Here is a 12,171-nt window from a genome sequence, read left to right on the forward strand (position 1 = left end):
GTGATGACCCCCCAACTTGACACTGCGCCCGATCTGGCCGCACCCGCCCGCTTCGACACCCTGCCTCTGGACGCCAAGCTCCAGCGTGCCATCGGTGACGCCGGTTACGAGACGATGACGCCCATCCAGGCCAAGGCCATCCCGATCGTGCTGGAAGGCCGAGACGTGATGGGTGCCGCCCAGACGGGCACCGGCAAGACGGCGGCGTTTTCGCTGCCCCTGCTGCAGAAGATGCTCAAGCACGAGAACGCGAGCGCATCCCCGGCCCGCCACCCGGTGCGCGCCCTGGTGCTGGCACCGACCCGCGAACTGGCCGACCAGGTCGCCGTCAACATCAAGACCTACGCCCAGCACAGCAACCTGCGCGTGGCCTGCGTCTTCGGTGGCATCGACATCGCACCGCAGACGGCCGAACTCAAGCGCGGCGTCGAAGTGCTGATCGCCACGCCGGGCCGCCTGCTCGACCACATCCAGCTCAAGAACTGCCAGCTCAACCAGGTCGAATACGTCGTGCTGGATGAAGCCGACCGGATGCTCGACATCGGCTTCCTGCCCGACCTGCAGCGCATCCTGAGCTACCTGCCCAAGACGCGCCAGACGCTGCTGTTCTCGGCCACGTTCTCGCCCGAAATCAAGAAGCTGGCGCAGAGCTACCTGCAGGATCCCGTGCTGGTCGAAGTGGCCCGCCCGAACGCGACCGCCACCAACGTCGAGCAGCGCTTCTACAGCGTCGCCGACGAGGACAAGCGCCGCGTGATCACCCAGATCCTGCGCCAGCGCGAGATCCGGCAAGCCCTCATCTTCGTCAACTCCAAGCTCGGCGCCGCCCGGCTGGCCCGCACCTTCGAGCGCGATGGCCTGCGCACCGCCGCACTGCACGGCGACAAGTCGCAGGACGAGCGCCTGAAATCACTGGCCGCGTTCAAGGCCGGCGAGGTCGATCTGCTGGTCGCCACCGACGTGGCCGCCCGCGGTCTGGACATCGCCGACCTGCCCGCCGTCTTCAACTACGACGTGCCGTTCAACGCCGAGGACTACGTCCACCGCATCGGCCGCACGGGCCGCGCCGGCGCCTCGGGCATCGCCATCACGCTGGCGACGCGCGACGACACCCGGCTGGTCAGCGACATCGAGAAGCTGATCAAGAAAACGATCCCGCTGGAAACGTTCGAGCTGGAGAACGACCGGCCGCGCCGCCGCCGTGATGCCGAGGACGCTCCAGCGTACAGCGAGCCACGGTCAGTGGCCGCACCCGTGGGCCTGGCCGCACCGGCCACCACGCCAGCACCGCGCCCGGTGCGCAGCGGGCGGTCGTCGCACGACCCGTTCTTCGACCGCCCCTACGAACCCGATCCCAAAGCCGCCCCTGTCTGGGAAGACTCGCCGGCCGCACCCACCCCGTCTGCGGGCGCCAACCCCGTGTCGGGTCTGGTCTCCAAGCCCAAGCGCCGCATCGCCAGCCTGCTGGGTGGCAAGACGCCGAGCTGATCACGCCAGGAACGCGAACACCGCCGGCACGTCGGCGGGCAGCGTCGGCGGCGCAGCCCGCCACTGCGCCACGCGCTGGGTGCGCGTGCTCCCGCCGGCCAGGGTCAAGCCGCAACTGATGCTGAGCCAGGTGTCCGGGTGCAGGCTGCCGACCAGCGCCTGCGCCATCGCGGCGTTGCGGTAGGGCGTCTCGATGAGCAACTGCGTCTGCTGCCAGCGGCGCGAGTGGGCTTCCAGCTCGCGCAGCCGCTGTCCCCGCCCTGCCGCATCGGTGGGCAGGTAGCCGACGAACGCGAAGCTCTGCCCGTTCAACCCGCTCGCGGCCACCGCCAGGATGAGCGAACTCGGCCCGGACAGCGGCATCACCGCCACGCCCTGCGCATGGGCGACCCGCACCAGCTCGGCACCAGGATCGGCCACCGCCGGCAATCCTGCCTCCGACACCAGGCCCACATCGTGCCCCGCCAGCGCCGGCGCCAGCAGACCGGCCCAGTCCGGCACCGGGGTGCGCGCATCCGGCCGGCCTTTGGGTGGCCGCGGCAGTTCACGGATCGACAGCGCCTGCAGCGGCTGCGCCAGCGGCACCACGGCGTCCACCCGCTTGAGCAAGGCACGCGCGCTGCGGGCGTTTTCAGCCACCCAGTGCGTCAGCCCGGCGGCGACCCGGATCGCACCCAGCGGCAACACGTCCTGCAGATCCGGCAAGGGCACGCCGTCGGCCACCGTGCCCAGGTCGAGCGTGTTGGGCACCAGCCAGAGACGCCCCTTCATGCCCCACCCCCATGCCCGGCGTGGACCGCCAGCGTGTCCAGCCCTGCCTGCCGCAGCAGCGCCGACGTGACGATCAAGGGCAGGCCGATCAGCGCGGTCGGGTCATCGGATTCGATGGCATCGAGCAGCGTGATGCCCAGCGTCTCGCACTTGGCACTGCCGGCACAGTCGTAGGGCTGCTCCAGCCGCAGGTAGGTCTCGATCTCCACATCGCTGAGCGCCCGGAACCGCACCGTCACCGGCACGCGCCGCACCGCCTCGAACGCCGTGTCGTGCCGCAGGACCGCCACCGCCGTGTGGAACACCACCGAACGGCCCCGCATCGCCTGCAGTTGCGCGACAGCGTTGGCGTGGTCGCCGGGTTTGCCGATGGGCTGGCCGCCGAGTTCGGCCACCTGGTCGGAGCCGATCACGACCGCGTGCGGGCGCAGCATGGCCACGGCGCGGGCCTTGGCCAGGGCCAGACGCTCGCTCAGTACCGCGGGCGACTCACCCGGCAGCGGGGTTTCATCGACTTCGGGAGCCAGTACCTCGAAGGGCAGCCGCAGCCGTGCCAGCAACTCGCGCCGGTAGACCGAGGTGGATGCCAGCACCAGCGCCGGCACAGGGGGAAGGAAAGGAAGCATCCCGGCATTGTTCCACCACACCAGTGCGCCCCCGTACACTGCGCGCCATGAAAGCGCGTGAATTCCATCCCCGCCGCCTCGACGTGCGGCACTTCGCCGAGTCCGGCGAACCCCTCGCCGGCAGCGATGCCATCGACGGCTTCGAGCGCCTGCTCCAGTTGCGCCACACCGAAGCCGCCCTCGACACCGCATCGCCCGTGGTGTGGGCCGTGCAAGGCGAGTTGCGGCCACAACGCGGTGGCCCGCCACAGGTCTGGCTGCACCTGACCGGCTCGACCGCGGTGTCGCAGCAGTGCCAGCGTTGCCTCGAAGGGGTCGAGGTGCCACTGGCCTTCGACCGCTGGTTCCTGTTCGTCGAGAACGAGCGCCAGGCTGCGGAACTCGACGCCGACGCCGAGGAGGACGTGCTGGTGCTCAGCCGCCAGTTCGACCTGCTGGAGCTGGTCGAGGACGAGCTGCTGCTGGTCGCGCCGATCGTCCCCCGGCACGGGGTCTGCCCGGTCCCGGTGCAGCTCAGCGTTGGCGAGGAAGACCTCGGCGCCGCAGTCCCCGCCGCCCCAGGCACGGAGCAGGAAGCAACGCCATCCCCCCATCCGTTTGCTGCCCTCGCCGCACTGCGCAAGGACTCATGCTAGAATCGAAGGCTTTTCCAATCGGAAAATCAGAATTTCCAGCGTTCAGGAGTAAGCCATGGCTGTCCAGCAAAACAAGAAGTCGCCTTCCAAGCGCGGTATGCACCGCTCGCACAACGCCCTGAACACGCCGGGCACCGCGATCGAATCCACCACCGGTGAAGTGCATCTGCGCCACCACATCAGCCCGACCGGTTTCTACCGTGGTCGCAAGGTGTTCAAGACCAAGGCAGACGCCTGAGTCTTTTGCACCACTGGGTCTCGCAACCCCACGCGGGTGTTGCGGCCATTGCGGGTATTGCCACCGAGTCTGACCAGTCTTGAACGCCACTGCCCCTCTTGCTCGCCCGGTTCGACTGTCGGTGGATTGCATGGGCGGCGACCACGGCCCGTCCGTGACGCTACCGGCCTGCAGATCCTTCCTTGACCAGCATCCCCAGGCTGAACTGATTCTCGTCGGCAAGGCCGAGGCGCTTGCGCCCGCCGCTGGCTGGGAACGCTGTCGCCTGGTGACGGCCACCGAGGTGGTCGAGATGGACGATCCCGTCGAAGTCGCGCTCCGCAAGAAGCGTGACTCCTCGATGCGGGTGGCCATCCAGCAGGTCAAGCGCAATGCCGAAGGTGCGTCCGAAGCCGATGCCTGCGTGTCGGCCGGCAACACGGGTGCGTTGATGGCGGTCGCCCGCTACCTGCTCAAGACCCTCGAAGGCATCGACCGTCCGGCCATCGCCAGCGTGATGCCCAACCAGCATGGTCTGTACACGACGATGCTGGACCTGGGCGCGAACGTCGATTGCACCGCGGAGCACCTGCTGCAGTTCGCGGTGATGGGCAGCGCGCTGGTGTCGGCCGTCGAAGGCAAGGAGCAACCCTCCGTCGGTCTGCTCAACATTGGTGAAGAGGTCATCAAGGGGAGCGAGACGATCAAGCGCGCAGGCGAGCTGCTGCGCGCGGCGTCGCTCGCCGGTCACTTGAACTTCCACGGCAACGTCGAAGGCAACGACATCTTCAAGGGCACGACCGATCTGGTGGTGTGCGATGGCTTTGTCGGCAACGTGGCACTGAAAACGGCCGAAGGTCTGGCCGGGATGATCACGAGCTTCCTCAAGCAGGAGTTCACCCGGACACCGCTGACCAAGCTCGTCGCGTTCCTGGCGATGCCGATGCTCAAGCGGTTCTCCCGTCGGCTCGACCACCGCCGCTTCAATGGCGCGGCGCTGCTCGGGCTGCGGGGTCTCGTGTTCAAGAGCCACGGCTCGGCCGACGCATTGGCCTTCGAGAATGCGCTGAACCGGGCGTATGATGCCGCCCGAAACCGACTGCTCGACCGGGTCCACGACCGGATTCTCGAAACGCTGCAGGCGCTGCCCGGTGCGGGTCCGTCCGCCACACCGCCCGAGGCGCCGGCGGCACGCCACGCCGCATGACCACCACCACACCCCCCTCGCCCCGCTACTCGCGCATCGCCGGCACCGGCAGCGCCCTGCCCCCGCGCCGCCTGACCAACGCCGATCTCGTGGCCGAACTGGCCACGCAAGGCGTCGAATCGTCGGACGAGTGGATCGTGGAGCGCACCGGCATCCGCGCCCGGCACTTCGTCGGTGCTGACCAAAACGCCAGCGATCTGGCTGTCGAGGCGGGCCGCCACGCCATCGAGGCCGCCGGGCTGACCGGTGCCGACATCGGCCTGATCATCGTGGCCACCTCGACGCCGGACATGGTGTTCCCGTCCGCCGCGACCATCGTGCAGCGCAAGCTCGGCATCGTGCATGGCTGCCCCGCCTTCGACGTGCAGGCCGTGTGCTCGGGTTTTGTCTATGCGCTGACCATCGCCGACGCGATGATCCGCACCGGCACCGCCCGCCACGCGCTGGTGATCGGTGCCGAGGTGTTCTCGCGCATCCTCGATTTCAAGGACCGCACGACCTGCGTGCTGTTCGGTGACGGGGCTGGCGCCGTGGTGCTGTCGGCCAGCGAGACGCCGGGCATCCTTGCCACCGACCTGAACGCCGACGGCCGCCATCTGGACATCCTGTGCGTGCCGGGCACCGTCTCGGGCGGGCAGGTCCTAGGTGATCCGGTGCTCAAGATGGACGGACAGGCCGTGTTCAAGCTGGCGGTGGGCGTGCTCGAAAAGACCGCCCGCGCCAGCCTCGCCAAGGCCAACCGCCAGGACAGCGACATCGACTGGCTGATCCCGCACCAGGCCAACATCCGCATCATGCAGAGCACGGCCAGGAAGCTGAAACTGCCGCTGGAGAAGGTGATCGTCACCGTCGATCAGCATGGCAACACCTCGGCCGCCTCGATCCCGCTGGCGCTGGACACCGGCGTGCGCAGCGGGCGCATCCAGCGTGGCCAGACGCTGTTGCTGGAAGGCGTCGGCGGCGGGTTCACCTGGGGTTCGGTGCTGGTGGACTACTGAGCCACGGCCTGCCCCACGCACACCGCGCATTCCACGCCACGCTTTCTTTGGACCCATTCTTCGGATCTCGCACCATGACCGCGTTTGCCTTCGTGTTCCCCGGCCAAGGTTCTCAATCGGTGGGCATGCTCTCCGACTGGGGCGACCACCCTGCCGTGCGCGCCACCCTCGAAGAGGCCAGTGCCGCCCTGGGTGAAGACATCGCCCGACTGATCGCCGATGGTCCCAAGGAAGCCCTGGACCTGACCACCAACACCCAGCCGGTCATGCTGACCGCGGGCATCGCCAGCTACCGGGCGTGGCTGGCCGAGGGCGGCGCCGCGCCGGCTTTCGTCGCGGGCCACTCGCTGGGCGAGTACACCGCGCTGGTGGCCGCCGGCTGCCTGACATTGGCCGACGCGCTGCCGCTGGTCCGGCTGCGCGCCCAGGCGATGCAGGACGCCGTCCCGGTCGGCACCGGTGGCATGGCCGCGATCCTCGGACTCGATCCGGCCGCCGTGCGCGAAGGTTGTGCCAAGGCGGCCGCAGAATCAGGCGAAGTGGTCGAAGCCGTCAACTTCAACGACCCGAAACAGACCGTCATCGCGGGCAGCAAGGCCGGCGTCGAACACGGCTGCGTGGTCCTCAAGGCGATGGGGGCCAAGCGCGCGCTGTCGCTGCCGGTGTCCGCCCCGTTCCACTCCAGCCTGATGAAGCCTGCAGCGGAGCGTCTGCGCGAGCGGCTGGTGTCGATCGACCTGCAGACGCCGCGGATCCCCGTGCTGAACAACGTCGATGTGGCAGTGCAGACCGACCCGGACGCGATCCGCGACGCGCTCTATCGGCAAGCCTTCGGTGCCGTGCGCTGGGTCGAGCTGGTGGGTGAACTCAAGGCCCGCGGCATGACGCATGTGAGCGAATGCGGCCCCGGCAAGGTGCTGTCCGGCATGGTCAAGCGCATCGACGCCGAACTCGTCACCACGACTTTCTACGACCCGGCCACGCTGGCCGCTGCCAAGGCCCTGCTCGCATGAACGCCCCTGCCCAAGCCCCCCAACAGGTCGCCCTCGTCACCGGCGCCAGCCGCGGCATCGGTCGTGCCATTGCCCTGATGCTGGCCCAGCGTGGCTTCAAGGTCATCGGCACGGCCACCAGCGACAGCGGCGCAGCCACCATCGGCGAGGCGCTGGCCCCCTTCGGTGGCCTGGGCCTGACGCTCAACGTCACCGACGCCGCGGCGCTGGATGCCACGATCGACAGCATCGTGAAGACCCATGGCGGCCTGCACGTGCTGGTCAACAACGCCGGCATCACCCGCGACACGCTGGCGATGCGCCTGAAGGACGACGACTGGGATGCGGTGATCGACACCAACCTCAAGTCCGTCTTCCGCGCCTGCCGCGCCGCGATCAAGCCGATGATGAAGCAGCGCTTCGGCCGCATCGTCAACATCACCTCGGTGGTCGGCGCCTCCGGCAACCCGGGCCAGGCCAACTACTGCGCCTCCAAGGCCGGCGTGGCGGGCATGACCCGCTCGCTGGCCCGCGAACTCGGCAGCCGCAACATCACGGTCAACTGCGTCGCCCCCGGCTTCATCGCCACCGACATGACCGAGGTGCTGCCCGACGCCCAGAAGGCCGCGCTGACCGCGCAGATCCCGCTGGGCCGCCTGGGTTCGCCCGAGGACATCGCCGAAGCGGTAGCCTTCCTGGCGTCGCCTGCGGCCGGTTACATCACCGGAACAGAACTGCACGTCAACGGTGGCATGTACATGAACTGATCCGTCCGGAGGGTCCGACTTCTGCCCTGCGCGGACCCCCCGGGCAGCTTCCGAGTGACTTGTCGCACGGAACCCTTAGAATCGCAGGCTGTTTTGTACCAACCCTCTCGGAGGAGAGAAATGAGCGACATCGAAGCACGCGTCAAGAAGATCATCGCCGAACAACTCGGTGTGGCCGAAGACGACGTCAAACCTGAAAAATCATTCGTGGCTGACCTCGGTGCCGATTCGCTGGACACGGTCGAACTCGTGATGGCGCTGGAAGACGAATTCGGCATCGAGATTCCCGATGAAGAGGCCGAGAAGATCACCACCGTCAAGGCGGCGATCGACTACGCCACGGCCAACGCCAAGTAAACCGCACGCTCAACCGCACGTAAACGCATGACCCGTCGCCGTATTGTCGTGACCGGTCTGGGCCTCGTCACCCCGGTGGGCAACACCGTGGACGAGTCCTGGGCCAACATCGTGGCCGGACAATCCGGTATCGATCATGTGACCCGCTTCGATGCATCGAACATGTCGGTGCGTTTTGCGGGTGAGGTGAAAGGCTTCCGGATCGAGGACTACATCCCCGCGAAAGAAGCCCGTCACATGGATACCTTCATCCATTACGGCATCGCGGCGTCGCTGCAGGCGATCCGGGATTCCGGCTTGCCGACGGGCGATGCGCTGAGCGAAGAACTCGCCGAGCGCATCGGCGTGATGGTCGGCTCGGGCATCGGTGGCCTGCCGCTGATCGAGGCGACCAACGATGAATACCGTGCCCGCGGCCCGCGGCGGATTTCGCCGTTCTTCGTGCCCGCCTCGATCATCAACATGATTTCCGGTCATGTGTCGATCCTGAGCGGCTTCAAGGGCCCGAACCTGGCCATCGTGACCGCCTGCTCCACCGGGCTGCACAGCATCGGCATGGCCGCCCGCATGATCGAACACGGCGACGTGGACGTGATGGTGGCCGGCGGCGCCGAAGCAACCGTCTCGCCGCTGGGCATGGGCGGTTTCGCGTCGGCCAAGGCGCTGTCCACGCGCAACGACGATCCCAAGACGGCCTCTCGCCCCTGGGACAAGGACCGCGACGGCTTCGTGCTCGGTGAAGGTGCCGGCGTGATGGTCGTCGAGGAATACGAACACGCCAAGAAGCGCGGCGCCAAGATCTATGCCGAAATCTCCGGTTTCGGCATGAGCGGCGACGCGTACCACATGACTGCACCCAACGTGGACGGCCCCCGCCGCTCGATGCAGATGGCCTTGCGCAACGCCGGCCTCAACGCCGACGCCGTGCAGTATGTCAACGCCCACGGCACCTCGACCCCGCTGGGTGACGCCAACGAGACCAACGCGATCAAGCTCGCCTTCGGCGACCACGCGAACAAGCTCGTGGTGAACTCCACCAAGTCGATGACCGGGCACCTCCTGGGTGGCGCGGGTGGCATCGAATCGGTATTCACGGCGCTCGCGCTGCACCACCAGATCTCGCCACCGACGATCAACCTCTTCAACCAGGATCCGGCCTGCGATCTCGACTACTGCGCCAACACCGCACGCGAGATGCGGATCGACGTGGCCGTCAAGAACAACTTCGGTTTCGGCGGCACCAACGGCACGCTGGTTTTCCGCCGCGTCTGACCACCGCCACCACCACCAGCACACGGGTCGGCGATGCACCACGCGCCTGCCCTGACGCTGACCCTGCAGCCAGACCCCCTCTGGCGCCTGGGGCTGCGGGCGGGTGGCGGCATGGGGGTGCTCACCGTGGTGGGCTGGCTGGGCTGGCACACCGCGCAAGCCGGTCCACCCGGCTGGCCGATGTGGGCGGCGGCGACCTTGTCGGCGATCCCTGCCCTGTGGTTGCTCCTGCCAGCGCACCCTGCGGCACAACAACGCGGCACGCTGATCTGGCAGCCAGCGGACGGCCTGTGGCACCTGCAACGCACTGCGAACGGCAAAACCTGCGCGCCGCCACGCCTCGGCCAGATCGACTGCATGGTCGCGGGACAGGACTGGCTGCTGCTGCGCCACGGCGGGCCCGACATCCCCTCGGCGTGGATTCCCGTGTCGCGCCGCGCACATGCCGCGCAGTGGCATGCCCTGCGCTGTGCAGTGTTCAGCCCCGGTTCGATCCGGCCCACAGACCCCATGCCCGATGAGTGACGACACCGATCAGTTGCTGGTGGAGCGGGTCAAGCGCGGCGAGGTACATGCCTTCGAGATGCTGGTGGTCAAGTACCAGCGCCGCATCGAGCGCCTGATCGGCCGTTTCGTGCGCGACGTGGACCTCGTGCCCGACCTTGCGCAGGAAACCTTCATCCGCGCCTACCGGGCCATGCCGCAGTTCCGGGGCGAGAGCGCGTTCTACACCTGGCTCTACCGCATCGCCGTCAACACCGCCAAGAAAGCCTTGTCGGACATGAAACGTGATCCGGTGCTGACGGAAAGCGCGCTGGCCTCGTCTTCTGACGACGACGATGAAACTAACCGTCCCCGACACGAACTAAGCCATGACGAGACGCCCGAGGCACTGATGGCCAGCCGCGAAATCGCGACCACGGTCAACAACGCCATCGACGCCTTGCCGGACGATCTGCGACAAGCCATTCTGCTGCGCGAGATCGAAGGGCTTTCGTACGAAGAGATTGCCTTGGCCATGGCATGTCCGATCGGCACGGTTCGCTCGCGCATTTTCCGCGCCCGCGAAGCGATTGCCGTGAAGCTGCGCCCCTTGCTGGATACGAAACAGGGCCAACGCTGGTGATGCGCGGCCTTGCCTGGAGTGCCTGATGACCGAACCCGACCTGCCCGATGACCGGACCTGCGCCCGTGCGCAACTGTCGTCGCTGATGGATGGCGACAGCACGTCCGACGCCGTTGCCGCGTCCTGCCGCGAATGGAAGCAGGACGCCGACGTCCGTGCCCAGTGGCACGCCTACCACCTGATCGGCGACGTGCTGCGCTCGGAAGACCTGTCCCGACGCAGCGGCGCCGATGCCGCGTTCCTGCAGGCGGTGCGTACACGCCTGGCGCAGGAACCCGTGGTACTGGCGCCGACGGCGGTGGCCCCCACGGCCACCGGCGGGCGCCACTCCCGTTTTCACCTGCGCCGCTGGGTGGCACCGGTCGGGATGGCGGCGGGCGTGGCGCTGGTGGCGGGTGCTGTGCTGGTCACTCGACCGGGCGGTCAGGACAGCCAGACCCTGGCCACCGCCTCCCGCAGCGACACGGCCCGCACCGCCGCCGCGCTGAAAGCCGCGCAGCCGGATGCCGAACTGGTCCGCTACCTCGACGCGCACCAGCAGTTCCCCGGCACCCCGGCCCTCGGTCCTGCGCCGGGCTTCATGCGCAGCGCCGCCTACGAGCCGATGCCGTCGCGATGAGCCCCCCGTTCGACGTCCGGCACCGCATCCGCTGGAAGGCCACGGCCGCGCTGGTCGGTGTGCTCGCCAGCCCGATGCCGGTGGTCTGGGCCGGCAGTCCCCCGCAGGACACCGTGGCGATCGTGAAGCGCATCCAGGACGCCGCGCTGCGCCGCAGTTTCGTGGGCACCTACGTGGTCAGCCACGGCGGCCACATGACCAGCTCGCGCATCACCCACTTCTGCGATGGCCGCGACCAGATCGAGCGCATCGAGGCGCTGGACGGCCAGATGCGCCAGGTCTACCGCCACAACGACACCGTGCATGTGCTCTGGCCCGGCACCCGCACGGCGCTGATCGAGCAGCGCGAACTCGTCGGCCGCTTCCCCTCGCCGCTGCAGCCCGGCGACGGCGCACAGCTCGACCAGTACGAACTGCAGACCGGCGACGACGAACGCATCGCGGGCCACGCGGCACAGGTCGTGGTGTTCAAGCCGCGCGATGCCCTGCGCTTTCCGCGGCGGCTCTGGCTGGAACGCCGCACCGGGCTGCTGCTGCGCTCGGACCTGCTCAACGAGCGGGGCGAGGTGCTCGAATCGGCCTCGTTCTCGGAGCTGCAGCTCCACGTCAAGCTGTCGGCCCAGACGCTGCTGCAGGAGATGCACCGGCTCGATGGCTACAAGGTCAGCAAGCCGGTCTACACCGCCACCACCCTCGACAACGAAGGCTGGACGCTGCACACACCCGTGCCGGGGTTCGAGACCCGCCAGATCGTGCGCCGACCGATGGCCCCGTGGATCGCCCGAACGGCAGCCCCCGGTGCATCGGCGGCAGGCGCGTCCGGCGACACCACCACCATGGTCCAGGCGGTCTACAGCGACGGCCTGACCCACGTCTCGGTCTTCATCGAACCCTTTGTCGCCGCACTGCACAAGCGCGAAGTGCCGGCCACGGTCGGCAGCACGAGTGCGCTGAGCCGCCGCAACGGCGACTGGTGGATCACCGCCGTGGGGGCCGTGCCGGTCACGGCACTGCAGCAGTTCGTCGATGGCCTGGAGCGGCGCAAGCCCTGAGAAACCACGCCGAATCCGCTCCGTTTCATACTGTTTTGTCCTTT

Annotated in this window: 15 protein-coding genes; 13 read left to right on the forward strand and 2 right to left on the reverse strand. The window is 68.1% G+C overall.

All coding sequences use genetic code 11. The features are described 5' to 3' along the window. The first annotated feature begins 3 nt into the window (after nucleotides 1-3). On the forward strand, nucleotides 4-1,488 hold the full coding sequence (locus QZW52_RS02680; protein ID WP_293994921.1) for a DEAD/DEAH box helicase: 1,485 nt from the start codon (nucleotides 4-6) through the stop codon (nucleotides 1,486-1,488). Here QZW52_RS02680 and QZW52_RS02685 read toward each other — a convergent pair whose 3' ends face one another. Continuing rightward, nucleotides 1,489-2,259 carry an SAM-dependent methyltransferase gene (locus tag QZW52_RS02685; RefSeq protein ID WP_293994923.1) on the reverse strand — a complete coding sequence of 257 codons (771 nt, stop codon included), beginning with the start codon at nucleotides 2,257-2,259 and terminating at the stop codon, nucleotides 1,489-1,491. It lies immediately after the preceding gene. Beyond that, nucleotides 2,256-2,885, reverse strand: a complete 630-nt coding sequence (locus tag QZW52_RS02690) for a Maf family nucleotide pyrophosphatase (RefSeq protein WP_293994925.1) — start codon at nucleotides 2,883-2,885, stop codon at nucleotides 2,256-2,258. Before QZW52_RS02690 ends, QZW52_RS02685 begins: the two co-directional genes overlap by 4 nt. 47 nt (nucleotides 2,886-2,932) lie before the next feature. On the opposite strand from QZW52_RS02690, the gene QZW52_RS02695 reads away from it, so the two are divergent. The 12 genes from QZW52_RS02695 to QZW52_RS02750 all read left to right on the forward strand — a co-directional run bounded on the left by QZW52_RS02695 (nucleotide 2,933) and on the right by QZW52_RS02750 (nucleotide 12,127). Next, a complete protein-coding gene (locus QZW52_RS02695) occupies nucleotides 2,933-3,520 on the forward strand; it encodes a YceD family protein (RefSeq protein WP_293994927.1) in 588 nt (195 codons plus the stop codon). A gap of 55 nt (nucleotides 3,521-3,575) precedes the next feature. Further along, nucleotides 3,576-3,758: a 50S ribosomal protein L32 gene (gene rpmF, locus QZW52_RS02700; protein WP_179632828.1), complete on the forward strand. Its 183-nt coding sequence runs from the start codon at nucleotides 3,576-3,578 to the stop codon at nucleotides 3,756-3,758. Nucleotides 3,759-3,837: 79 nt separating this feature from the next. Next, on the forward strand, nucleotides 3,838-4,944 hold the full coding sequence (gene plsX, locus QZW52_RS02705; RefSeq protein WP_293994935.1) for a phosphate acyltransferase PlsX: 1,107 nt from the start codon (nucleotides 3,838-3,840) through the stop codon (nucleotides 4,942-4,944). Beyond that, nucleotides 4,941-5,942 carry a beta-ketoacyl-ACP synthase III gene (locus QZW52_RS02710; RefSeq protein ID WP_293994938.1) on the forward strand — a complete coding sequence of 334 codons (1,002 nt, stop codon included), beginning with the start codon at nucleotides 4,941-4,943 and terminating at the stop codon, nucleotides 5,940-5,942. The genes plsX and QZW52_RS02710 overlap by 4 nt, the downstream gene beginning before the upstream one ends. A 74-nt stretch (nucleotides 5,943-6,016) precedes the next feature. Next, nucleotides 6,017-6,955, forward strand: a complete 939-nt coding sequence (gene fabD / locus QZW52_RS02715; RefSeq protein ID WP_293994941.1) for an ACP S-malonyltransferase — start codon at nucleotides 6,017-6,019, stop codon at nucleotides 6,953-6,955. Next, complete coding sequence (gene fabG / locus QZW52_RS02720; protein WP_293994944.1) at nucleotides 6,952-7,701, forward strand: 3-oxoacyl-ACP reductase FabG; 750 nt, start codon at nucleotides 6,952-6,954, stop codon at nucleotides 7,699-7,701. The genes fabD and fabG overlap by 4 nt, the downstream gene beginning before the upstream one ends. Before the next feature lie 120 nt (nucleotides 7,702-7,821). After that, the gene (acpP, locus tag QZW52_RS02725) at nucleotides 7,822-8,058 is read left to right on the forward strand and encodes an acyl carrier protein (RefSeq protein WP_293994947.1); all 237 of its coding nucleotides are present in this window, start codon (nucleotides 7,822-7,824) and stop codon (nucleotides 8,056-8,058) included. A gap of 27 nt (nucleotides 8,059-8,085) precedes the next feature. Then, nucleotides 8,086-9,330 carry a beta-ketoacyl-ACP synthase II gene (gene fabF, locus QZW52_RS02730; RefSeq protein WP_293994951.1) on the forward strand — a complete coding sequence of 415 codons (1,245 nt, stop codon included), beginning with the start codon at nucleotides 8,086-8,088 and terminating at the stop codon, nucleotides 9,328-9,330. Nucleotides 9,331-9,363: 33 nt separating this feature from the next. Beyond that, nucleotides 9,364-9,855: a hypothetical protein gene (locus tag QZW52_RS02735; RefSeq protein ID WP_293994953.1), complete on the forward strand. Its 492-nt coding sequence runs from the start codon at nucleotides 9,364-9,366 to the stop codon at nucleotides 9,853-9,855. Continuing rightward, a complete protein-coding gene (gene rpoE, locus QZW52_RS02740; RefSeq protein WP_293994956.1) occupies nucleotides 9,848-10,456 on the forward strand; it encodes an RNA polymerase sigma factor RpoE in 609 nt (202 codons plus the stop codon). The genes QZW52_RS02735 and rpoE overlap by 8 nt, the downstream gene beginning before the upstream one ends. Before the next feature lie 25 nt (nucleotides 10,457-10,481). Continuing rightward, complete coding sequence (locus QZW52_RS02745) at nucleotides 10,482-11,075, forward strand: sigma-E factor negative regulatory protein (RefSeq protein WP_293994959.1); 594 nt, start codon at nucleotides 10,482-10,484, stop codon at nucleotides 11,073-11,075. Further along, nucleotides 11,072-12,127 (forward strand): MucB/RseB C-terminal domain-containing protein, encoded by a 1,056-nt coding sequence (locus QZW52_RS02750; protein WP_293994962.1) that lies wholly within the window; start codon nucleotides 11,072-11,074, stop codon nucleotides 12,125-12,127. Before QZW52_RS02745 ends, QZW52_RS02750 begins: the two co-directional genes overlap by 4 nt. Nucleotides 12,128-12,171 lie beyond the last annotated feature (44 nt).

This window comes from Sphaerotilus sp., assembly GCF_013299175.1.
Lineage (GTDB): Bacteria > Pseudomonadota > Gammaproteobacteria > Burkholderiales > Burkholderiaceae_C > Sphaerotilus.

Excerpts from the sequence above, each read along its gene's own strand:
- QZW52_RS02680 (WP_293994921.1), top strand. The coding sequence starts at position 4 with ATGACCCCCCAACTTGACACTGCGCCCGATCTGGCCGCACCCGCCCGC.
- fabF (WP_293994951.1), top strand. The coding sequence starts at position 8,086 with ATGACCCGTCGCCGTATTGTCGTGACCGGTCTGGGCCTCGTCACCCCG.
- fabG (WP_293994944.1), top strand. The coding sequence starts at position 6,952 with ATGAACGCCCCTGCCCAAGCCCCCCAACAGGTCGCCCTCGTCACCGGC.
- QZW52_RS02710 (WP_293994938.1), top strand. The coding sequence starts at position 4,941 with ATGACCACCACCACACCCCCCTCGCCCCGCTACTCGCGCATCGCCGGC.
- rpoE (WP_293994956.1), top strand. The coding sequence starts at position 9,848 with ATGAGTGACGACACCGATCAGTTGCTGGTGGAGCGGGTCAAGCGCGGC.
- QZW52_RS02685 (WP_293994923.1), bottom strand. The coding sequence starts at position 2,259 with ATGAAGGGGCGTCTCTGGCTGGTGCCCAACACGCTCGACCTGGGCACG.
- QZW52_RS02695 (WP_293994927.1), top strand. The coding sequence starts at position 2,933 with ATGAAAGCGCGTGAATTCCATCCCCGCCGCCTCGACGTGCGGCACTTC.
- acpP (WP_293994947.1), top strand. The coding sequence starts at position 7,822 with ATGAGCGACATCGAAGCACGCGTCAAGAAGATCATCGCCGAACAACTC.
- rpmF (WP_179632828.1), top strand. The coding sequence starts at position 3,576 with ATGGCTGTCCAGCAAAACAAGAAGTCGCCTTCCAAGCGCGGTATGCAC.
- QZW52_RS02750 (WP_293994962.1), top strand. The coding sequence starts at position 11,072 with ATGAGCCCCCCGTTCGACGTCCGGCACCGCATCCGCTGGAAGGCCACG.
- QZW52_RS02735 (WP_293994953.1), top strand. The coding sequence starts at position 9,364 with ATGCACCACGCGCCTGCCCTGACGCTGACCCTGCAGCCAGACCCCCTC.
- QZW52_RS02690 (WP_293994925.1), bottom strand. The coding sequence starts at position 2,885 with ATGCTTCCTTTCCTTCCCCCTGTGCCGGCGCTGGTGCTGGCATCCACC.
- fabD (WP_293994941.1), top strand. The coding sequence starts at position 6,017 with ATGACCGCGTTTGCCTTCGTGTTCCCCGGCCAAGGTTCTCAATCGGTG.
- QZW52_RS02745 (WP_293994959.1), top strand. The coding sequence starts at position 10,482 with ATGACCGAACCCGACCTGCCCGATGACCGGACCTGCGCCCGTGCGCAA.